General features: G+C 68.9%; 26 protein-coding genes. 19 read left to right on the forward strand and 7 right to left on the reverse strand.

From position 1 onward, the window contains the following. Positions 1-144: 144 nt before the first annotated feature. The 4 genes from AC3WQR_RS09385 to AC3WQR_RS09400 form a co-directional block, all read right to left on the reverse strand. A complete protein-coding gene (locus AC3WQR_RS09385; protein WP_235944287.1) occupies positions 145-417 on the reverse strand; it encodes a hypothetical protein in 273 nt (90 codons plus the stop codon). Then, the gene (locus AC3WQR_RS09390; RefSeq protein ID WP_492741835.1) at positions 414-1,064 is read right to left on the reverse strand and encodes a hypothetical protein; all 651 of its coding nucleotides are present in this window, start codon (positions 1,062-1,064) and stop codon (positions 414-416) included. The genes AC3WQR_RS09385 and AC3WQR_RS09390 overlap by 4 nt, the downstream gene beginning before the upstream one ends. After that, on the reverse strand, positions 1,061-1,525 hold the full coding sequence (locus tag AC3WQR_RS09395) for a lysozyme (RefSeq protein WP_492741836.1): 465 nt from the start codon (positions 1,523-1,525) through the stop codon (positions 1,061-1,063). Before AC3WQR_RS09395 ends, AC3WQR_RS09390 begins: the two co-directional genes overlap by 4 nt. Positions 1,526-1,750: 225 nt before the next feature. Beyond that, the gene (locus tag AC3WQR_RS09400; protein ID WP_235944289.1) at positions 1,751-2,473 is read right to left on the reverse strand and encodes an XRE family transcriptional regulator; all 723 of its coding nucleotides are present in this window, start codon (positions 2,471-2,473) and stop codon (positions 1,751-1,753) included. 167 nt (positions 2,474-2,640) lie between these two features. Between AC3WQR_RS09400 and AC3WQR_RS09405 the strand changes: the two genes are divergently transcribed. The 11 genes from AC3WQR_RS09405 (at position 2,641) to AC3WQR_RS09455 (ending at position 8,490) form a co-directional block, all read left to right on the forward strand. Beyond that, on the forward strand, positions 2,641-2,904 hold the full coding sequence (locus AC3WQR_RS09405) for a helix-turn-helix domain-containing protein (RefSeq protein ID WP_447747975.1): 264 nt from the start codon (positions 2,641-2,643) through the stop codon (positions 2,902-2,904). 112 nt (positions 2,905-3,016) lie between these two features. Further along, positions 3,017-3,169 (forward strand): hypothetical protein, encoded by a 153-nt coding sequence (locus tag AC3WQR_RS09410; RefSeq protein WP_185993763.1) that lies wholly within the window; start codon positions 3,017-3,019, stop codon positions 3,167-3,169. Continuing rightward, positions 3,169-3,588, forward strand: a complete 420-nt coding sequence (locus AC3WQR_RS09415; RefSeq protein WP_492741837.1) for a hypothetical protein — start codon at positions 3,169-3,171, stop codon at positions 3,586-3,588. Before AC3WQR_RS09410 ends, AC3WQR_RS09415 begins: the two co-directional genes overlap by 1 nt. Beyond that, the gene (locus AC3WQR_RS09420; protein WP_139700593.1) at positions 3,585-4,010 is read left to right on the forward strand and encodes a hypothetical protein; all 426 of its coding nucleotides are present in this window, start codon (positions 3,585-3,587) and stop codon (positions 4,008-4,010) included. The genes AC3WQR_RS09415 and AC3WQR_RS09420 overlap by 4 nt, the downstream gene beginning before the upstream one ends. Next, positions 4,007-4,393 (forward strand): hypothetical protein, encoded by a 387-nt coding sequence (locus tag AC3WQR_RS09425; RefSeq protein WP_159274835.1) that lies wholly within the window; start codon positions 4,007-4,009, stop codon positions 4,391-4,393. Before AC3WQR_RS09420 ends, AC3WQR_RS09425 begins: the two co-directional genes overlap by 4 nt. 11 nt (positions 4,394-4,404) lie before the next feature. Then, on the forward strand, positions 4,405-5,025 hold the full coding sequence (locus AC3WQR_RS09430; RefSeq protein WP_095950404.1) for a DUF3164 family protein: 621 nt from the start codon (positions 4,405-4,407) through the stop codon (positions 5,023-5,025). After that, positions 5,022-5,201, forward strand: coding sequence for a hypothetical protein (locus AC3WQR_RS09435; RefSeq protein ID WP_492741838.1), 180 nt, complete (start codon positions 5,022-5,024; stop codon positions 5,199-5,201). The genes AC3WQR_RS09430 and AC3WQR_RS09435 overlap by 4 nt, the downstream gene beginning before the upstream one ends. Positions 5,202-5,217: 16 nt before the next feature. Continuing rightward, positions 5,218-5,658, forward strand: coding sequence for a Mor transcription activator family protein (locus AC3WQR_RS09440; RefSeq protein ID WP_492741839.1), 441 nt, complete (start codon positions 5,218-5,220; stop codon positions 5,656-5,658). Positions 5,659-6,043: 385 nt separating this feature from the next. Continuing rightward, the gene (locus AC3WQR_RS09445) at positions 6,044-7,066 is read left to right on the forward strand and encodes a thiamine pyrophosphate-dependent dehydrogenase E1 component subunit alpha (RefSeq protein ID WP_492741840.1); all 1,023 of its coding nucleotides are present in this window, start codon (positions 6,044-6,046) and stop codon (positions 7,064-7,066) included. After that, positions 7,057-8,019: an alpha-ketoacid dehydrogenase subunit beta gene (locus AC3WQR_RS09450; RefSeq protein ID WP_492741841.1), complete on the forward strand. Its 963-nt coding sequence runs from the start codon at positions 7,057-7,059 to the stop codon at positions 8,017-8,019. The genes AC3WQR_RS09445 and AC3WQR_RS09450 overlap by 10 nt, the downstream gene beginning before the upstream one ends. A 21-nt stretch (positions 8,020-8,040) precedes the next feature. Next, complete coding sequence (locus tag AC3WQR_RS09455) at positions 8,041-8,490, forward strand: MarR family winged helix-turn-helix transcriptional regulator (protein ID WP_492683425.1); 450 nt, start codon at positions 8,041-8,043, stop codon at positions 8,488-8,490. Here the strand turns inward: AC3WQR_RS09455 and AC3WQR_RS09460 are convergent. Further along, positions 8,478-9,251 (reverse strand): SDR family oxidoreductase, encoded by a 774-nt coding sequence (locus tag AC3WQR_RS09460; protein WP_095950399.1) that lies wholly within the window; start codon positions 9,249-9,251, stop codon positions 8,478-8,480. The genes AC3WQR_RS09455 and AC3WQR_RS09460 overlap by 13 nt on opposite strands. A 123-nt stretch (positions 9,252-9,374) precedes the next feature. On the opposite strand from AC3WQR_RS09460, the gene AC3WQR_RS09465 reads away from it, so the two are divergent. Together AC3WQR_RS09465 and AC3WQR_RS09470 are read left to right on the forward strand one after the other, a co-directional pair. Continuing rightward, on the forward strand, positions 9,375-10,304 hold the full coding sequence (locus AC3WQR_RS09465) for a LysR family transcriptional regulator (RefSeq protein ID WP_492741842.1): 930 nt from the start codon (positions 9,375-9,377) through the stop codon (positions 10,302-10,304). A gap of 71 nt (positions 10,305-10,375) precedes the next feature. After that, positions 10,376-11,413, forward strand: coding sequence for a Bug family tripartite tricarboxylate transporter substrate binding protein (locus tag AC3WQR_RS09470; RefSeq protein ID WP_492741843.1), 1,038 nt, complete (start codon positions 10,376-10,378; stop codon positions 11,411-11,413). Between the two features lie 18 nt (positions 11,414-11,431). Here the strand turns inward: AC3WQR_RS09470 and AC3WQR_RS09475 are convergent, their stop codons facing one another. Further along, complete coding sequence (locus AC3WQR_RS09475; protein ID WP_062474835.1) at positions 11,432-11,761, reverse strand: DUF1840 domain-containing protein; 330 nt, start codon at positions 11,759-11,761, stop codon at positions 11,432-11,434. A 17-nt stretch (positions 11,762-11,778) separates the two neighbouring features. Beyond that, positions 11,779-13,047: a class I SAM-dependent methyltransferase gene (locus AC3WQR_RS09480; protein ID WP_062474832.1), complete on the reverse strand. Its 1,269-nt coding sequence runs from the start codon at positions 13,045-13,047 to the stop codon at positions 11,779-11,781. 118 nt (positions 13,048-13,165) lie between these two features. Between AC3WQR_RS09480 and AC3WQR_RS09485 the strand changes: the two genes are divergently transcribed. The 6 genes from AC3WQR_RS09485 to AC3WQR_RS09510 are packed head-to-tail and all read left to right on the forward strand — an operon-like array spanning position 13,166 to position 20,109. Then, complete coding sequence (locus AC3WQR_RS09485) at positions 13,166-15,550, forward strand: bifunctional salicylyl-CoA 5-hydroxylase/oxidoreductase (RefSeq protein ID WP_492741844.1); 2,385 nt, start codon at positions 13,166-13,168, stop codon at positions 15,548-15,550. Position 15,551: 1 nt separating this feature from the next. After that, positions 15,552-16,031, forward strand: a complete 480-nt coding sequence (locus tag AC3WQR_RS09490) for a MarR family winged helix-turn-helix transcriptional regulator (RefSeq protein ID WP_101491458.1) — start codon at positions 15,552-15,554, stop codon at positions 16,029-16,031. Further along, the gene (locus AC3WQR_RS09495; RefSeq protein WP_354347742.1) at positions 16,028-16,882 is read left to right on the forward strand and encodes an enoyl-CoA hydratase family protein; all 855 of its coding nucleotides are present in this window, start codon (positions 16,028-16,030) and stop codon (positions 16,880-16,882) included. The genes AC3WQR_RS09490 and AC3WQR_RS09495 overlap by 4 nt, the downstream gene beginning before the upstream one ends. 5 nt (positions 16,883-16,887) lie before the next feature. Beyond that, positions 16,888-18,081 carry an acyl-CoA dehydrogenase family protein gene (locus AC3WQR_RS09500; RefSeq protein ID WP_492741845.1) on the forward strand — a complete coding sequence of 398 codons (1,194 nt, stop codon included), beginning with the start codon at positions 16,888-16,890 and terminating at the stop codon, positions 18,079-18,081. A gap of 4 nt (positions 18,082-18,085) precedes the next feature. Further along, positions 18,086-19,714: an AMP-binding protein gene (locus AC3WQR_RS09505; RefSeq protein WP_492741846.1), complete on the forward strand. Its 1,629-nt coding sequence runs from the start codon at positions 18,086-18,088 to the stop codon at positions 19,712-19,714. After that, on the forward strand, positions 19,711-20,109 hold the full coding sequence (locus tag AC3WQR_RS09510) for a RidA family protein (protein WP_056576966.1): 399 nt from the start codon (positions 19,711-19,713) through the stop codon (positions 20,107-20,109). Before AC3WQR_RS09505 ends, AC3WQR_RS09510 begins: the two co-directional genes overlap by 4 nt. Positions 20,110-20,293 lie beyond the last annotated feature (184 nt).

A 20,293-nucleotide genomic window follows, 5' to 3' on the forward strand; every position in this document is an offset into this window, starting at 1 on the left:
AAGATCGTGTGGATGGAAGTGGTGTGCATCGTTTGCTGCGTTGGTTGGTGAATCAACTGTCGCGGCCGGGCCCAAAATGCAAAAGGCCGACATCTGTCGGCCCCTGCTGCGAAAAGACGGCGGCGCGCGCCTTCGTTCATGCGTTCAGTTCGCACCGGGACCCCCACCGCGAAACCACTGCTTGATGGCCTCGATGAGCAGCGCGGTGCCGATGGCCATCGCGCCGCCCGAGGCGGCACCGAACACGGCCGCGCGCTGCTCGACGGCACGCAGCCTTCCGTCGAGTGCATCGAAGCGCGCATCGAAGCTGTCCATGCGCCGGTTCTGCTGGTCCTGCCCCTCCTTCAGGGCTTGCACGAGGCCGTGGATCTGGCCGAGCAACAGCAGTTCCTGTGCGCGGGCGTGGGAGTCGCTCATGGGACGGGCCTTTCTGTGATGAACTCGATCAGCGCGCGATGCCGGAGGCGATCGGCGGCGCAGGATTTCGCGTTGAGGTGGTGGTTGTCCCAGGCGTCGTCGACGGTGAGGCCGGCGTCAGCAGCACAGGCTTCGACGGAGGTGTCAGCAAGTCCGCAGGCACCGGCGGGAACGTCCGTGCCCGCGAGGGCGCTGTTCCACAGCCAGACAGCAGCAAGGCTGAGGCGATGACCGCGGTCGACAGGGTCGCGCTGTGCATCGCCAGGCGCGACAGCATCCGGGTCCGCTCGCGGCGCGACAGGTCGCGCAGGATCGCCAGGCCGCTCAGCGCGGCGATCAGGAACAGCAGGAGGAACGACAAGAGAAACGCGCCGGCGTAGATCATGGAACGGGCCTTCGAGGGTGAAGTAGCGGGCCTGCAGGGCGCTGGCGCCGAGCTGGTAGCGGGTCGATGCGGCGCGCCCGCGCGCGTACTCGGCTTCGAGGTCTTTCGCGAATTGCGCGGCGCGCTGCGCTTCCTTGTCCTGCCAGAGGACGCGCTCCTTGGTACGGCCTGCGTCGTGCACGGCCCATCCGCCGACGGCGAGCAACAGTGCGCCCGCACCGACGGCCACGGCGATCACGGAAAGTCGTGTGCCGAAGGTCATGGCGCATTCCCCTGGCATTGCGCATGCAGGCGCAGACGGTCTTGCCAGAGTCCGCCGCAGGTCTTGTTGCCGGGCGCGGAGCAATCGGTCTTGCCCGCGTACTTCCAGCCAAGGATGGCGTCGCATGCGCCTGCGTAGTCCCCGCGGTTGAGCCGCTGCACCAGCACCGAGGTGTGGCCCGCGCGGCCACCCGTGCAGAAGTTGAAGGCGCCGATGTTGTAGGCCAGGCTCACGTAGGCGTCGTACTCGTGTTGGTGCAGCGGCACCTGCACGCACTGCTTGAGCGCGCTTTCATACGTCTGCACATCGCGCAACGCGCGCTGCAGTGCGGGCACGGGCGCCGTGGTGTCGCCCATGCGCACGCCGCCGGTGGTACCGAAGCCGATGGTCGGCACCGCGGTGCCATGCACGGGATCGGGGTACGCCTTGTCGCTGTAGCCCTCGCGCGCGACGATGCCCACCAGCCCGGCCGCGCTGAGCGTAAGGACGGTCAGCAGTTGGCGCGGGGACGCGCCCCCTTTTTCGGCGGACGCAGGTCGCCGCCGGAACCTTCGAAAGATGTCATTGCCCATGCCCTGATGGTCGGGCGCGGGGGCCGATCGGCTGAGGTCGACATCCGCCAACCTCCTTTTCCGCGCGGGGCGCTGCCTACACTGGCATGCCCGCCGATCGCGGGAACGCGCGGGTCAGATCTCGCCGCCGTGCCAGACGACGCGGCCGCTGATGTGCAGTTCGGCCGCCTGCTCGGCGCTGAGCACCTGCGGCTTGTAGGCGGGGTTGTAGCTGATGATCTGCAGGCCGCCGGTCGAGAAGTCGCGCTGCAGCACCTTCACGTAGTCGTGGCCGTCGAGCTGGATCACGTACACGCCGTCCTGGTCGAGCGACTTGGTGGCGGTGTCGACCAGCAGGATGTCGCCGTTGTTGATCTTGTCGGCCATCGAATCGCCGCGCGCATGGACGATGCGGGCATAGGCCGGCTTCACGCCCTTGCGCGCCATCCAGGCCCGGTTGAACGCGAAGCGGCCCATGTCTTCCTGCGAGCCGTTGTACGAGCCCCCGCCGGCGCTCACGCGCACGTCGAGCAGCTCCACCAGCACGAAGGTCTCGTCGTCGAGCCCGTTCGACAGCGGGCTGGCCGGCGGGGCGGACTGGAAGGGATTCAGCTCCGCCGGATCCACGCCCAGCGCCAGGGCCATCACATACAGCTGCGCGAGGCTGGCGTCGCTGACGCCCCGCTCGATGCGCCCCACCGTATTGAAGTGCAGACCGCTGCGCTGCGCGAGGTCGTCGATGGTGAGGCCCTTGCGCTTGCGCAGATCCCGCAACCGCGCGCCCTGTGCAAGGGCCAGCTCGTTGACGCGGGCGGTCACCTGGGTGTCGTCGAAAGGGGTAGGGGTGGGCGACGTCACGATCACTCTGCTTTGTGCGAAGGCGCACATATTAAACACACAAAGGTACTTTCTCAACCCAAAAAGTGTTTCATCGACAAAAAATATCGCCCTGCGTGTTTTTTTAGATTGTCAAAACCTGTTTTGTGTGCATAATCGATGCCATCAACACAAAACGAGATTTTTCGATGGACTGGCACCCGGCTCAGGTTAAAGCTGCACTTGCAATGGTCGGAACCAACCTGTCGAAGTTGGCCAAAGAACACAAATACGCGCACATCAATGAAGTTCTGTACCGCCCCTGGGTTGCGGCGGAGCGCATCGTGGCCCGCGCGCTGGCGCTGGAACCCGAAGCGATCTGGCCCAGCCGTTACCTGCGCCCGCGCCACCGTGGCATTGCGATGACGCGCAATCCGCATGCGCTGGCGCCTCCCGGCGAAGGGCCGGACTGAGCCTGGCCAGCAGGCGCACCGCACGGGACCTGGCCGGGTTGCCCGGCTTGGCTCGCCAGGGTCTGGCGTGTGCGGAGGAGGAAGAAGAAACGCGTGATTTCAAGAGTGCCCGATGAAGGTTGCAGCCTTCACCGGGCGTGCCAGTGAACTGAGCAGTGCCACGAGCGAGGAGAAATGTACTGTGAGAAAAGGCTTCGTCAAGACCGAGAAAAAGACCGCGTTCGACGGCGCGATGCGCTTCGAACGACTGGCAGGAGGTGCGTGATGCAGGACACCGCCTCTTCCTCCGAATGGTTCGTCGCCAAGGCCTTGCTGGCACTCGCCGAGCAGCGCATCGCGAACGCGCAGGCCGAAGCGGCCGCGCCGCCACCGCCGCCCGACGACACCCCGGCCGAGTCGATGGCGGGCGACGGCGCCCCTTTCGCCGAACGCCTGTGGCGCCTGCTGCGCATCCGCCGCGCACTGACCGCCGACGAAGCCGCGAGCCTGCTGGGCGATGCGGACGACGACGTGGCCGAGACCCGGCGCCAGGCCGGCGCACTGATGCTGTCCTGGTCGCGGCAGCGCCCGAAGGACGTGCGCATCGGCGCGCGCCGCGTCGACGGGTTGAAACGCTACGTGCTTCAGCGCGACGTGGGCGCCACGCCGCCGCAACGCACGGCAAGGGAAGGACACCCCGCATGAACGACACCACGGATCAGGCAGATCGCACGGATCGCGCATGGGAGCAGCGACTCGCACGGGCCGTTGCAGCGCACCTCGAAGCGCACGGCACGGCATCGGCCGGGGAACTCGACCGCATGCTGGCGCACCACCTCGCGGGCTACCGGCCCGAGCCGGGCAGCCCGGCGCTTCGCCGGCAACTGGCGCGGCTGGCGGACGGCGGCCACGTCCACGCCGTGACGGTCGGCGGCCGGCGGCGCTGGCGATGCGGCCCCGGGCCCGTGGCCGAGCGCATGGCCTCGGCGCGCCGCGTGACGCGGCTCGACACCAGCGTCTACATGCCCGTGCACAGCCCCGTGGTGCGGCCGGGCGCGCTCGACTTCACGCGGGTGCCGAGCCTGCTGCTCGGCACGCGGTTCGGCTACTGGGGGTCCGCGCAATGAGCAGCACCGACCCGACCCTCACCGCCGCCCAGGTGCTGGCCGAACTGCGGACCTGCGTCGGGCGCGCGCACGGCCTGCACGTGCGCGATCTCGTCGCCCGCATCACCGGCCGCTCGACACCGGCGCCCGCCCAGGAACGCCGCGCGCGCGAACACGTCGCCGCGCTGCGGCTGCAGGGCGAGCACATCTGCGGCAAGCCTGACACCGGCTACTTCATGGCCGCCACGGCGGCCGAGCTCGACGAGACCTGCCGCTACCTGCGCAGCCGCGCTGTCTCCGGCCTGCGCATCGAAAGCCGGCTGCGCCAGGTGTCGCTGGCGGCCCTGCTCGGGCAGCTCGCCCTTTCCGACAACGACACCCCAAAGAACAACGCCAACTCCTGAGAGGACATTCCATGCAAGAAGCCATCGCACACCACCCGGGTTACTGGAAAGACGCCAACGACGCGCTGATCCCGGTGTCGAAGATCAAGCCCATCGACAAGGACCGCCATGCCGTCGTCAGCGAACTCTGCGAGCAGGCCCGCCAGCAGAGCGCGGCGCTGATCGGTTTCAAGGTGGCCGCCATGAACGCGGTGCACGCGTTCATTGAGCGCAGCCTGGCGGCCTACGACGTGAAGCAGGGCGGCCGCAAGGGCAACGTCACGCTCGTGAGCTTCGACGGCAAGCACAAGGTGGAACGCCGGATGCAGGACACCGTCGTCTTCGACGAACGGCTGCAGGCGGCCAAGGCGCTCATCGACGAGTGCATCCAGAGCTGGAGCAAGGGCAGCAACGCCAACATCAAGGTGCTGGTGAACGATGCATTCCACGTCGACCAGCAGGGCAAGATCAGCACCGCCCGCGTACTCGGCCTGCGCCGGCACGACATCGCCGACGCGAAGTGGCAGCAGGCGATGAGGGCGATCGGCGACAGCATGCGCATCGCCAGCACCAAGCCCTACATCCGCTTCTACGAGCGCAACGACGTCACCGGCGAGTACACGCCGATCAACCTGGACGTGGCCGCCGTATGAGCATGCGCATCACCGAGCCCTCTTTCTGCGCCTGGTGCATGGCGCCCGGCGCCAGCCTGCACGAGATCGCCTGCGACGCGTGCCGGCCGCAGCTCGAAGCCGCGGGCCTGATCGAGCCTTCGGCGATGCGGGAGCGCCCGCCCGCCAAGGTGCAGATCGGTCCCACCGACATCTGAAACGGAGCCCCATCCCATGAGCCCTCCCGAGTTCGTCAGCACCGTGCCGTTTCCAACGCACACGATCGCGCCGTGGCCGCGCAGGGCCGCGCCGGCGCGCGACCTGCTGCCGCCCCGGTTGCGGGAGTTCGCCCGCCTGATCGGGTTGTCGGCCACCATGTCCTTCGTCGCGCGCTACGGCGGCCTGCGGATCTACATTCCGGCGAACCCGGCCCCCGACCATCCGTTCGCCGCGCTGATCGGCTTCGACAACCTGCGCGCCCTCAGCGCCGAGTACGCCGTCGACGGCACGGGGCTTCGCTTCGTGCTGCCCAAGGCCCAACGGGCCCTCGACGCCATCCGCAACGAACAGATCCGCACGGACTACAGCACGGGCAAGTCCATCCGCGCGCTGGCCGCGGAACACAGCCTCGTGGAACGCCAGGTCTCACGCATCGTCGCGGACATTTCGCTCTGACCCGGAGGCCGGGCGGCAGGGCCCGGCCTCCTCACAGGAAAACTCTGGGGACAGTTTCCGGACAAGCCCCCTGTTATCCACAGCGGGAGCGACCCCGCCCAAGTTGTTCCTGTTTTGATAGCACCGCGAAAGCACAGGAGCACACAGTGTCTGGGGTGTGACAAGTTGTTGTCAGGCAAGGGAAAAAGTGCCCTGTCCACAGGGCGGGTTTACCCTTATCTACTACTACTAACTTAAATAAGAAGAATAAATAGAGAAGAGAGCAGGAAGCCCGCGCCCGAAAAAGGGGCCGGGCGGGGGTCGAAGGGTTAGCCCGGTAGGTCGAATCCGTCTCGGTTGATACGATTTTTCTCAAAGCGCCGACCCCCAGGGCGTTGGAGACAAGATGGACCCGAGCAACCCCCCAGGCGCCGGCGAGGCGCTGTACCGCGTCATGGTGCGCATCCGCGCCTTCGAGAACGCCGCCGAAGCCGCCAGCCAGGGCGGGGTCAGCGCCTACGGCCAGCAGGCGGGCGGCGCCGCCAAGGTGCGCGGGCCGCTGCACCTGTCGACCGGGCAGGAAGCGGTGCCAGCGGGCGTGTGCGCCCACCTGCGCGCGAGCGACTACCTCACCTCCACGCACCGCGGCCACGGCCACACGCTGGCCAAGGGCGCGGACCTCACGCGGATGATGTGCGAGCTGTTCGGCAAGGCCACGGGCTTCAACGGCGGCAAGGGCGGCTCGATGCACATCGCGGATTTCTCGGTGGGCATGCTCGGCGCCAACGGCGTGGTCGCGGCGGGCTTGCCGATCGCCGTGGGCGCGGCGCATGCGCAAAAACTCCTGAAGCGCAGCGACGACATCACGGTCTGCTTCTTCGGCGATGGCGCGATCAACCGCGGCCCGTTCCTCGAAGCGCTGAACTGGGCCCGCGTGTACGACCTGCCCGTGCTCTTCGTCTGCGAGGACAACCGCTGGAGCGCCACGACCGCGAGCGGCCCGATGACGGCCGGCGACGGCGCCTCGGCGCGCGCCGCGTCGATGGACATCGCGGCCACGCAGGTCGACGGCAACGATGTGTTCGCGGTGCATGCCGCCGCCGCGCGGCTGGTGGCCGAGGTGCGCAGCGGCGCGGGGCCGCGCCTGCTGCATGCGCTCACCTACCGCGTGAAGGGCCATGTGTCGGTCGATCTCGCGGCCTACCGCGATCCGGCCGAGCTGGCGGCCGCGCTGGAGACCGACCCGATCGCGCGCGCCCGCGGCCACCTGCTGGACACCGGCGTGGCCGCCGCGACGCTGGACGCCATCGAGAACACCGCGCGCGACGAAGTGGACACGGCCCTCACCGTGGCCGACGCGGCGCCCTGGCCCGAGGCGAGCGCCGCCTTCACCGACGTGCAGACCACGGGAGCAGGTCAATGGCTGTGACGACGCTGAGTTATTCCGAAGCCGCCGTGCGCGCGCTGCAGCAGGAGATGGACGCCGACCCGCGCGTGGTCGTGCTCGGCGAGGACGTGGGCCGCGGCGGCATCTTCGGCCAGTACAAGGGGCTGCAGCAGCAGTACGGCACCGAGCGCGTGATCGACACGCCGATCAGCGAGGCCGCGATCATGGGCGCCGGCGTGGGCATGGCGCTCGCGGGGCTGCGCCCCGTGGTCGAGATGCGCGTGGTCGACTTCGCGCTGTGCGGCATGGACGAGCTGGTGAACCAGGCCGCGAAGAACCGCTTCATGTTCGGCGGCCAGGGCCGCGTGCCGCTGGTGGCGCGGATGCCGGGCGGCATCTGGGACGCCTCGGCCGCGCAGCATTCGCAGTCGCTCGAGGCCTGGTTCGCGCACCTGCCGGGCGTGGTGGTGGTGAGCCCGTCGACACCGCAGGACAACCACGGCCTGCTGCGCGCGGCGCTGCAGTGCGGCGACCCGGTGGTCTACATCGAGCACAAGACGCTGTGGGGCCTGCGCGGCGAGGTGGACGACACGCTGGCCGTGCCGCTGGGCAAGGCGGCGCGCGTGCGCGAGGGCAACGCGCTCACGCTCGTGAGCTGGAGCAAGCAGATGCAGCCTTGCGCCGCGGCCTGCGACGCGCTGGCGGCCGAGGGCATCGCGGTCGACCTGATCGACCTGCGCACGCTGTGGCCCTGGGACCGCGAGACGGTGCTGTCGTCGTGCGCGCGCACGGGGCGGCTGCTGGTGGTGCACGAGGCGGTGCAGGCCGCGGGTTTCGGTGCCGAGATCGCCGCGAGCGCGGCCGAGGCCACGGGCTGCCGCGTCGCGCGGCTGGGCGCGCCGCGCATTCCGGTCGGCTACGCGCCGGTGCTGGAGGCGCAGTCGCGCGTCGGCGTGGACGCGATCGTGGCGGCGGCGAAGAAGCTGGCCGGCTGAACCACAAAAGCACGAACGGCCATGGACCCGCTCTTCTTCAAGCTGGTGCGGGTCGTCAACCTCACGGCGCGGCCGTTCCATGAGCGCGTGGGGCGCGAGCACCAGCTCACGCTGAACGAGTGGCGCGCAATGGCCGTGCTGGCCGCGCAGCCGGGGCTCAGCGCCACGCAGGTCGCCGACCTCACCGGCCTGGACAAGATGGCCGTGAGCCGCGCGCTGGCGGGCCTGAAGCGCCACCAGCGCGTGCAGCGCCGCAGCGACCCGACCGACCAGCGCTGCAGCCGCCTGTACCTCACGGCCGCCGGCAAGGCGCTGCACGCCACCGTCGGCGCGCTGGGCCGGCAGCGCGAGGCCGAGCTGTTCGCGGGCGTCGATGCGGGCGAGCTGGCCCGCCTGAGCGACACGCTCGACACGCTGATCCGCGCGGTGGAGCGCGCGCCCGACCCCGGCGCGGCCGATCAGACGGTGTAGCCGCCGTCCACGCTCAGGTTGGCGCCGGTGACGAAGCCGCCGTCCGGGCCCACGAGGTAGGCGACCATGCCGGCGATTTCTTCGGCGCGGCCGTGGCGCGGCAACACCATCACGTCGTGCATCGAGGCGGCGCGCGGGCCGGTGGCGGGGTTCATGGCGGTGTCGATGGGGCCGGGCTGCACGTTGTTCACCGTGATGCCGCGCGCGCCGAGGTCGCGCGCCAGGCCGCGCGTGAGGCCGACGATGGCGGCCTTGCTCATCGCGTAGACGCTGGCGCCCGCGTCCAGCACGCGCTCGGCGTTGATGCTGCCGATGTTGACGATGCGGCCCGTGCCGTCGCCCATGTGGCGCGCAGCGGCCTGGACGGCCACGAAGGTGGCGCGCACGTTGACGTCGATGGTGCGATCGAAGTCTTCGAGCGAGAAGGTGTCGAGCTCGCCGCCGAGGTACACGCCGGCGTTGTTCACCAGGATGTCGAGCCGCTCGAAGGCACGTGCGCCCTGGGCGATGGCGGCCGTCAGCGCGGCGGCGTCACCGGCGTCGGCACGGATGGCCAGCGCGCGACCGCCGGCGGCCTGGATCTCGCCAGCGAGCTTGTCGGCCTCGGCCTGCGCGCTGACGTAGGTGAAGGCCACGGCCGCGCCGTCGCGCGCCAGCCGGCGCACGATGGCGGCGCCGATGCCGCGCGAGCCGCCGGTGACGAAGGCGACCTTGCCGGCCAGGACGGGGGAAGAGGAGGAGGAAACAGAGGTGGAAGCCATGATTTTTCCGATCAGTTGGAGGAGGAAGGCCTTCAGTGTCGGAATTCCATTCCCTTCGTGGTAGCCATCAATCGGCCCGATCAGATTCAACCCAAAGTTGAAGATGAACGCCAGAATGGCGGCATGGAACCGCTCAATCACCTCGAATCCTTCGTGCAAAGCGCCGAGGGCGGCAGCTTCTCGGCGGCCGCGCGGCGCCTGGGGCTCACGCCCGCGGCGGTCAGCAAGAACGTGGCGCGGCTCGAGGCGCGGCTGGGCGTGCGGCTGTTCCAGCGCAGCACGCGCCGGCTCACGCTGACCGAGGCCGGCGAGCGCTTCCTGGCGCAGGTCGGCGGCGCGCTGGCCACGCTGCAGGACGCGGTGGCCGGCCTCGCGCAGGACGACGGCCAGCCCTCGGGCACGCTGAAGGTGAGCATGGGCCAAGCCTTCGGGCGCGAGCATGTGCTGCCGTTCATGGGCGACTTCCTGGCGCGCTACCCGGGCATCGTGCCCGACTGGCATTTCGACAACCAGCAGGTCGACCTGGTCGGCGAGGGCTTCGACGCGGCCATCGGCGGCGGCATCGCGCTGTCGCCCGGCGTGGTGGCGCGCGAGCTGGCACGCATCCACGTGGTCGCGGTGGCGGCGCCGGCCTACCTGGCGGGGCGCGCGCTGCCCGCGCACCCGTCCGAGCTGGCGCGCTTCGACGTGCTGCTGCGCCGCTCCTCGCCCACGGGCCGGCTGCGGCCCTGGACGCTGCGGCACGCGAACGGCGAGGAAACCATGGTCGACCTGCCGGCGCGCCCGCGCGCGATCTTCAACGACCCCGAGGCGATCGCGCAGGCGGCGCTGCTGGGGCTCGGCGTGGCGATGCTGCCGATGCCCTTCGTGGAACGCGGCCTGCGCAGCGGCGCGCTGGTGCGGCTGCTGCCCGGGTGGTACCAGGATTCGGGCGCCGTGTGGATCTACTACCCGAGCAAGAAGCTGCTGCCGCCCAAGACGCGGGTGTTCGTCGACTTCGTGCTGGCGCGCTTTCGCGAGGCGCGCTTCGCGCAGCGGATGCAGGTGGGCTGAGCGGCGATGTCCATCGAAGGCCGGGGTTTTTACTCGCGACGCCTTTGGCGCCCCCCTGTACAAAGGCGCGCATGACTTCCATCTCCCGCTCTTCTTCTTCCGTCACGTCCTCCACCCGCCGCTTCGCGCTCGTCGCCACGGCGGCGGCCACCCTCACGCTGCTGGGCGGCGCGGCGCACGCGCAGGCCACCTGGCCGACCAAGCCGGTGCGCATCGTCGTGCCCTTCGCGGCCGGCGGCACCACCGACATCCTGGCGCGCGCGATGGCGCCCGAGCTCTCGAAGGCCTTCGGCCAGCAGTTCATCGTGGACAACCGCGCGGGCGCCGGCGGCAACGTGGGCGCCGAGATCGTCGCGCGCTCGGCCAACGACGGCTACACGCTGCTGATGGGCACGGTGGGCACGCACGGCATCAACCGCGCGCTGTACCCCAAGCTGCCCTTCGACCCGATCAAGGACTTCGTGCCGATCACCCTGGTGGCCGCGGTGCCGAACGTGATGGAGATGAACGCCGAGAAAGCCAAGTCGCTGAACATCCGCAACGTGCAGGATTTCCTCAAGTACGCCAAGGCCAACCCAGGCAAGCTCAACATGGCCTCGAGCGGCAGTGGCACGTCGATCCACCTGGCGGGCGAGCTGTTCAAGAGCATGACGGGCACCTTCATGACGCACATCCCGTACCGGGGCTCGGGCCCGGCGCTGCTCGACCTGGTGGGCGGCAGCGCCGACCTGATGTTCGACAACCTGCCTTCGTCGATGGCGCAGATCAAGGGCGGCAAGCTCACGCCGCTGGCCGTGACCAGCGCCCAGCGCTCGCCCGCGCTGCCCGATGTGCCGACGGTGGCAGAAGCCGGCGGCCCCGCGCTCAAGGGTTACGAGGCGAGCTCATGGTTCGGATTGCTGGCGCCGGCCGGCACGTCGCCGGAGATCGTGAACCGCATCCAGCAGGAAGTGGCCAAGTCGCTGGGCACGCCGGCGATCAAGGAAAAGATGCTGGCCCAGGGCGCGATCCCGAGCGGCAATTCGCCGGCGGACTTCACGAAGCTCATTGCGAGTGAGCACGTGAAGTGGGCGAAGGTCGTCAAAGATTCGGGCGCGAAGGTGGACTGATCGTCCGGACCGGGGGGCTCAGGTCCCCCAGGTCACATCCTTGCTCTCGGCCTGTGAGTCCTTGAGCATGTGCAGCAGCGGTGCGGCGCGCTGGTGCAGGCCGACATGTTGCTTCTCGGCGTCGGCGTCGTGGCCTTCGACGACGTGTTCGTCGTGGTTGTGCGGCGCAGGCTTGCTGCTTTCGAGCGCCAGTGCGGCTTCGAGGGCAGCGATGGCGCTGGGGATCTGCTCGACCGTGATGATGCCCTGCGGCGCGGCCGGCTTGCCGACGATGTCGAGCAGCTGGCGCGCGTGCACCTCGAGCATCACGAAGTCTGGGGCGGCCCGGGATTTGAAGCGGTAGAGCATGGTGGTGGTGTCCTCACTTATTTGTAGATGTAGTCACGGGCAAAAGGGTACACCGATTGCGCACCGCGCAAGGCACCGTGTTCGACCTTGCCGTCGGGCTTGGTCGACAGCATCTGGTGCAGCGAGATCCAGCCCTGCTCGAAGCTCATCGCCGAGCCCGCGAGGTACAGGCGGTAGGCGCGAAGGATGCGCTCGGCGTTCTCGCCCTGGCGCCCGCCGCTGCGGCCCAGCACCTCGCGCGCGGCATCGAGCTGCGCCTCGAGCGCGTCCGACCAGGCCCACAGCGTGCGCGCGTAGTGCGGGCGCAGGCTCTCGGTGTCGACCATCTCCAGCCCGGCCGCCGCGGTCTCGCGCAGCACGTGCGTCACGTGCAGCAGCTCGCCGCCGGGGAAGATGTACTTCTCGATGAAGTCGCCCATGCCCGCGCCGAGCTGGCGGTAGTTCAGCTCGCCCGAGGTGATGCCGTGGTTGAGCACCAGCCCGCCCGGCTTGAGCAGCGTGTGGATCTTGTGGAAGTAGGTCGGCATGTTGGCCGCGCCCACGTGCTCGAACATGCCCACCGACGAGATCTTGTCGAAGGGCTGGTCGTCGGGCAGCTCGCGGTAGTCGCGCAGTTCCACGCGCACGCGACCCTGCAGGCCTTTTTCTTCGATGAGCCGCTGCACATGCGCGTGCTGGTTCTTCGACAGCGTGATGCCGGTGGCGTCCACGCCGTAGTGCTCGGCCGCCCACAGCAGCAGCGCGCCCCAGCCGGAACCGATGTCCAGGTAGCGCTCGCCGGGCTGCAGCATGAGCTTGCGGCAGATGTGGTCGAGCTTGGCCTCCTGCGCCTGCGCCAGCGTGAGCTCGGGTGTGCGGAAGTAGGCACATGAATAGACGCGGCGCGGGTCCAGCCACAGCGCGTAGAAATCGTCGGAGACGTCGTAGTGGAACTCGATCTGCGCGGCGTCCTTGCGCAGCGAGTGCGAGCCGCGCGACTTGGCGCGGCGCTGCAGGCGGCTCCACCAGGTGGTGTCGGTCTCGGCCGGGTTGCCGGGCAACAGGCCGACGGTGGCGTCGATCAGGTCGCGCATGGCGCCCTCGATCTGCACCTTGCCCTCGACGTAGGCCTCGCCGATGGCCCCGACCTGCCGGCCGGCCAGCTTGGCCAGCACCGACCACTCCTTGAAAGCCAGCGTCACGCGTGAACCCGCCTGGGCGACCCGGCGCCCGTCGGGCAGCTCCAGTGCGATGGGCACGGGCAGCGAGGCCAGCTGCGACTCGATCTTGGGTATCAAGTGTTGCATGCGTCCATGGTATTGATTTTTCCAAGGATTTGCATGACATCACGCGCCGCGCGGGCCCAGGGCCTCTGCAGAGAAGCCCTCGTTGACAACAGATTGTTTATGCCTAAACTATTCAACCATGAACAGCTTGACCTCCCCCCGCCTCGCGCCCGCCTCGGACCTCCAGCGCATCCTGTGCATCGGTGGGGGTCCAGCCGGCCTGTATTTCGCCCTGCTGATGAAGGCCCGCAACCCGGCGCTGCAGATCACCGTGGTCGAACGCAACCGCCCCTTCGACACCTTCGGCTGGGGCGTGGTGCTCAGCGACCAGACGCTGGGCAACCTGCGCGAAGCCGACGGCCCGACTGCCGCGCTCATCGGCAACGAGTTCCACCACTGGGACGACATCCAGGTCTTCTTCAAGGACCGCCAGGTGCGCTCGGGCGGCCACGGCTTCTGCGGCATCGGCCGCAAGCGCCTCTTGAACATCCTGCAGGAGCGCTGCCTCGAACTCGGCGTGGAGCTGGTGTTCGAAACCGACGCCACCGACGACCAGGCCATTGCCGCGCAGTACAAGGCCGACCTGGTCATTGCCAGCGACGGCCTCAACAGCCGCATCCGCCAGCGCTATGCCGACGTGTTCAAGCCCGACATCGACCTGCGCAACTGCCGCTTCGTGTGGCTGGGCACGCACCAGACCTTCGACGCCTTCACCTTCGCCTTCGAGGAGACCGAGCACGGCTGGTTCCAGGCGCATGCCTACCAGTTCGACGACAAGACCTCCACCTTCATCGTCGAGACGCCCGAAGCCGTGTGGAAGGCCCACGGCCTCGACCAGATGGAACAGCCCGAGGCCATCGCCTTCTGCGAGAAGCTGTTTGCCAAGTACCTGGGCGGCCACGCGCTCATCAGCAACGCCACGCACCTGCGCGGCTCGGCCAACTGGATCCGCTTTCCGCGCGTGGTGTGCGAGCGCTGGACGCACCGCATCGACGTCGACGGCCGCTCGGTGCCCGTCGTGCTCATGGGCGACGCCGCGCACACGGCGCACTTCTCGATCGGCTCGGGCACCAAGCTCGCGCTCGAGGACGCGATCGACCTGGCCAACGAATTCGCGCAGGGCGGCACCGTCGACCATGTGCTCGAAGGCTATGAAGCACGCCGCAGCGTCGAGGTGCTGAAGATCCAGAACGCCGCGCGCAACTCCACCGAGTGGTTCGAGAACGTGCCGCGCTACACGGGCATGGAGATCGAGCAGTTCGCCTACTCGCTGCTCACGCGCTCGCAGCGCATCAGCCACGAGAACCTGCGCGTGCGCGACACGCAATGGCTCGGCGGCTACGAGCAGTGGCTGGCGGGCGGCAAGGCCGTGGCGCCGATGCTGATGCCGCTGAAGGTGCGCGGGCTCGAACTCAAGAACCGCATCGTGGTCTCGCCGATGGCCACCTACAGCGCGGTCGATGGCGTGCCGCAAGACTTCCTGCTGGTGCACCTGGGCGCGCGCGCGCTCGGCGGCGCCGCGATGGTCTGCGTCGAGATGACGAGCCCGACGCCCGAAGGCCGCATCACCCCGGCCTGCACGGGTCTGTACAACGACACGCAGCAGGCCGCGTTCAAGCGCATCGTCGACTTCGTGCACACGCAGTCCAGCGCCAAGATCGCGATCCAGCTCGGCCACAGCGGCCCCAAGGGCTCGACCCGCGTGGGCTGGGAAGGCACCGACGAGCCACTCGAAAGCGGCAACTGGCCCGTGCTCGGCGCGAGCGCCCTGCCCTACGGTGAACAGAACCAGCTGCCGGCCGCGATCACGCGCGCCGAGATGGACACGCTGCGCGACCAGTTCGTCGATTCCACGCGCCGCGCGGTCGAGTGCGGCTTCGACTGGCTCGAGCTGCACTGCGCGCACGGCTACCTGCTGTCGGCCTTCATCAGCCCGCTCACCAACCTGCGCACCGACGAGTACGGCGGCGACATCGAAGCACGCTGCCGCTACCCGCTCGAAGTGTTCCGCGCGATGCGCGCCGTGTGGCCGGCCGACAAGCCGATGAGCGTGCGCATCTCGGCGCACGACTGGGCGCCCGGCGGCAACACCGACGCCGACGCCGTGGTGGTCGCGCGCCTCCTCAAGGAGGCCGGCGCGGACTTCATCGACGTGTCCTCGGGCCAGACCACGCGCGCCGCCAAGCCCGTGTACGGCCGCATGTACCAGACGCCGTTCGCCGACCGCATCCGCAACGAGGTCGGCATCTCGACCATCGCGGTGGGCGCCATCACCGACGCCGACCAGGCCAACAGCATCATCGCGGCCGGCCGCGCCGACCTGTGCGCCGTGGCGCGCCCGCACCTGGCCGACCCGGCCTGGACGTTGCACGAAGCCGCCAAGCTGCAAAGCCGCGACGTCGACTGGCCCAAGCAGTACCTGAGCGGCCGCGACCAGATGTACCGCGAGATCGCCAAGCAGCAGCAGATCGCCGCGGCCACCGCTGCCGCGGGCCGCGCGGCCGACACCGAAGAGACCCACTGACATGGACCTCGAAGCACGCGCCCACAGCGAGCACCCGGAGGCGCTGCGCCTCTGGCTGCGCATGCTCACCTGCACGCAGCTGGTGGAAAAGCAGGTGCGCAACGGACTGCGCGCGCAGTTCGCCACCACGCTGCCGCGCTTCGATCTCATGTCGCAGCTCGAGCGCTCGCCCGACGGCCTGAAGATGAACGAACTCTCGCGCCGCATGATGGTCACGGGCGGCAACGTCACCGGCATCACCGACCAGCTCGTGACCGAAGGGCTGGTGGAGCGCATCAACGTCGAGGGCGACCGCCGCGCCTGGCGCGTGCGCCTCACACCGCGCGGGCGCAAGCTCTTCAACGAGATGGCGCAACAGCACGAAGACTGGATCGTCGAGGCTTTCTCGAGCCTCAACCCCAAGGAGATCGCGCAGCTTCACAAGCTGCTCGGCAAGGTCAAGCAACATTCCCACAGCAGCCAATTGGCGGAGACCGCATGAAGCACTACATCGGCGCAAGCAATCCCATGCGCGCGCAATTCGAACCCAAGGCCGACTACAAAGCCGAGCACTTTGCCTGGCGCTACGAAGCCGGTGTCGGCACCATCACGCTGAACCGCCCCGAGCGCAAGAACCCGCTGACCTTCGACTCGTACGCCGAGCTGCGCGACCTGTTCCGCGCGCTGACCTACGCGACCGACGTGAAGGTGATCGTCGTCACCGGTGCCGGCGGCAACTTCTGCTCGGGCGGCGACGTGCATGAAATCATCGGCCCGCTGACCGGCATGCGCATGCCCGAGCTGCTCGAGTTCACGCGCATGACGGGCGACCTCGTGAAGGCCATCCGCAACTGCCCGCAGCCGATCGTCGGCGCGATCGACGGCGTGTGCGCCGGTGCCGGCGCGATGATCGCGCTGGCCTGCGACCTGCGCTACGGCACGCCCGCCACGCGCACCGCCTTCCTCTTCACCCGCGTGGGCCTGGCCGGTGCCGACATGGGCGCCTGCGCACTGCTGCCGCGCGTGATCGGCCAGGGCCGCGCCTCGGAACTGCTGTTCACCGGCCGCGCCATGACCGCCGACGAAGGCCAGGCCTGGGGCTTCTTCAACGCACTGCACGACAGCGCCTCGCTGCTCGACGCCGCCACCAAGGTCGCGCGCGACCTGGCCGAAGGCCCGAGCTTCGCGCACGGCATGACCAAGACGATGCTGTCGCAGGAATGGTCGATGACCATCGACCAGGCCATCGAGGCCGAAGCGCAGGCGCAGGCGATCTGCATGCAGACCGAAGACTTCAAGCGTGCCTACGAGGCCTTCGCGGCCAAGCGCAAGCCGGTGTTCGGCGGAGACTGACGCGCATGATGACCAAGATCCCCGCCCCACCGTCGACCGCGCACCTCGCGCTGCCGTTCTTCGACGACGCGCACCGCGCGCTCGCCAACGACCTGCTGCCCTGGTGTGCCGCCCAGGAGATCGATGAGCGCGACGACCGCGCGGCCTGCCGCGAATGGGTGCGCCGTCTCGGCGACGCCGGCTGGCTGCGCTACGCGGTGCCCGGCAGTGCCGGCGGCGCGCTCGAGCGCCTCGATTCACGCGCGCTCGTGCTGCTGCGCGAAACGCTCGGCTACCACTCGCCACTGGCCGACTTCGCGTTCGCGATGCAGGGCCTGGGCAGCGGTGCGATCACGCTGGACGGCACGCCCGAGCAGCAGTCGCAGTACCTCACGGCCGTCGGCAAGGGCAAGAAGATCGCGGCCTTCGCGCTCAGCGAACCCGAGGCCGGCTCCGACGTGGCGGCGATGGCGATGCGCGCCGAGCCCACCGCCGACGGCTGGCGCCTGAACGGCGAGAAGACCTGGATCAGCAACGGCGGCATCGCCGACTTCTACTGCGTGTTCGCCAAGACCGACCCCACGGCCGGCACGCGTGGCATCACGGTGTTCATCGTCGACGCGACGACGCCGGGGCTCGACACCTCGGCCCACATCGACGTGATGGCGCCGCACCCGCTGGCCACCCTGCGCTTCGACAACTGCGTCGTGCCGCGCGCGGCGCAGCTGGGCACGCTGAACGGCGGCTTCAAGCTCGCGATGCGCACGCTCGACATCTTCCGAGCCTCGGTCGCCGCGGCCGCGCTCGGCATGGGGCGCCGCGCGCTCGCCGAAGCCATCGCGCATGCCAAGGGCCGCCGCATGTTCGGCCAGACGCTGGCCGACTTCCAGCTCACGCAGGCCAAGCTCGGCGAGATGGCCGCGCTGATCGACAGCGCCGCACTGCTCACCTACCGCGCCGCCTGGATGCGTGACGACGCCGAGCGCCGCGGCGCGCCGGCGGTCGGCGACGTGTCGGCCGCTGCGGCCATGGCCAAGATGTGCGCCACCGAGAACGCGAGCCGCGTGATCGACATGGCGCTGCAGATGCATGGTGGCCTCGGCGTGAAGGTCGGCACCAAGATCGAAAGCCTGTACCGGGACATCCGCTCGCTGCGCATCTACGAAGGCGCGACGGAAGTCCAGCAACTGATCATCGGCAAATCCGTTTTGCGGGGGTGAAACCGTGTCTGCCCAAGTCGATCGCTTCGTTCATGACCGCCTGCCGCCTGCCGCGCAGCTGCCGGTCTTTCGCTACGACCTGCCCGAACTGCAGTTCCCCGACCAGCTGAACCTGGTCGAGGAGCTGCTGGACAAGGCGGTCGCCAAGGGCTTCGGCGACCGGGCGATGCTGCGTTCGCCCGCCGGCGTGCTCACCTACGCCCAGGTGGGCATCGAGGTGAACCGCATTGCCCAGGTGCTGGTCGAGGATCTCGGGCTCGTGCCCGGCAACCGCGTGCTGCTGCGCGGCGGCAACTCGGTGTGGATGGCGCTGTCGTGGCTGGCCGTGGTCAAGGCCGGGCTGATCGCAGTGGCGACCATGCCGCTGCTGCGCGCCAAGGAGCTCGGCGAGATCATCGAGAAATCACAGCCCGTGGCCGCGCTGTGCGAAGGCCGCCTGCTCGAGGAGCTGGTGGCCGCGCAGCAGGCGCACCCGGTGCTCGCGACGGTGGTTGCCTTCAACCAGCCGGACGCGCCCGATTCGCTGTCGGGCCGCGCGGCAAGCAAGAGCGGCGTGTTCACCGCCTGCCCCACGGCGGCCGACGACATCGCGCTGCTCGCCTTCACCTCGGGCACCACGGGCAAGCCCAAGGCGCCCGTCACCACGCACCGCGACGTGGTCGCCATGTGCCAGACCTGGCCGCGCCACGTGCTGCGCGCGCGCAGCGACGACATCGTGGTCGGCACGCCGCCGCTGGCCTTCACCTTCGGGCTCGGCGGCTTGCTGATCTTCCCGATGTGGGCCGGGGCTTCGGTGTACTTTCCCGAGGGCGCCTTCTCGCCCGAAGCGCTCGTGAAGCTCATCAACGAGGTCGGCGCGACCATCTGCTACACCGCGCCCACCTTCTATCGCCAGATGGCGCCCTTCGTCCGACAGCACGGGGCGCCGAGCCTGCGCATCTGCGTGAGCGCAGGCGAGGCGCTTCCCGACGCCACGCGCCAGCTCTGGAAGGAGACCACCGGCATCGAGATGCTCGACGGCATCGGCGGCACCGAGGTATTCCACATCTACATCTCGGCCGCCGGCGACGAGGTGCGCCGCGGCGCCGTCGGCAAGGCGGTGCCGGGTTTCACGGCCAAGGTGGTCGACGACCAGGGCAACGAAGTGCCGCGCGGCACGGTCGGCAAGCTGGCGCTGCAAGGCCCGGTCGGCTGCCGCTACCTCGACGATCCGCGCCAGGCCGACTACGTGAAGAACGGCTGGAACTACCCCGGTGACTCCTTCGTGCAGGATGACGACGGCTACTTCTTCTATCAGGCGCGTGCGGACGACATGATCATCACGGCCGGCTACAACGTCGGCGGCCCGGAGGTGGAGGATGCGCTGCTCAAGCACCCGGCCGTGGCCGAGTGCGGCGTGATCGGCAAGCCCGACACTGACCGGGGCATGATCGTGAAGGCCTTCTGCGTGCTCAAGCCCGGCAACACCGGCGACGCGGCGATGGCGAAGGCCCTCCAGGACCACGTGAAAGCCACCATCGCCCCCTTCAAGTACCCGCGGGAGATCGAGTTCGTGACGGCGCTGCCGCGCACCGAAACCGGCAAACTCCAGCGCTTCAAATTGAGACAACTCAACAGCAACACACCATCATGACGAACAAACTCATTCAGCCCCCGGGCTGGCTGCCCCCGAAGGGCTATGCAAACGGCATCGCGGCGCGCGGCACCCAGGTGTTCGTCGGCGGCCAGATCGGCTGGAATGCCCAGCAGCAGTTCGAATCCGACGACTTCATCGACCAGTGCGGCCAGGCGCTGCGCAACATTGCTGAGGTGCTGCGCGAAGCCGGTGCCGGCCCCGAGCACATGGTGCGCATGACCTGGTACGTGACGGACCGCGACGAGTACAGCCGGCGCCTGTCCGAGCTCGGCCCGGTCTACCGCGACGCGCTGGGCCGCAACTTCCCGGCCATGACCTGCGTGCAGGTGGCGGCGCTGGTGGAGCACCGCGCGAAGGTGGAGATCGAGGTGACGGCGGTCATTCCGGACTGATCCTGCGCTTGGGCTGCGCGTCAGCGCAGTCTTCAGGCGCCGCTGCGGCGCACGTTCTCGAAACCGGCCTCTTTGCGGGGCGGGTCCAGAAACAGAAAAGCCCTCTTCGCGAGGGCTTTTTTGTGCCGAATTTCGACCAGAAATTTCCAAAAGAATTCGGCCAAAGAAAAAGGCCCTTTGATTT

The sequence above is a fragment of the Variovorax sp. FW305-3-2-15-B-LB1 genome, assembly GCF_058787635.1.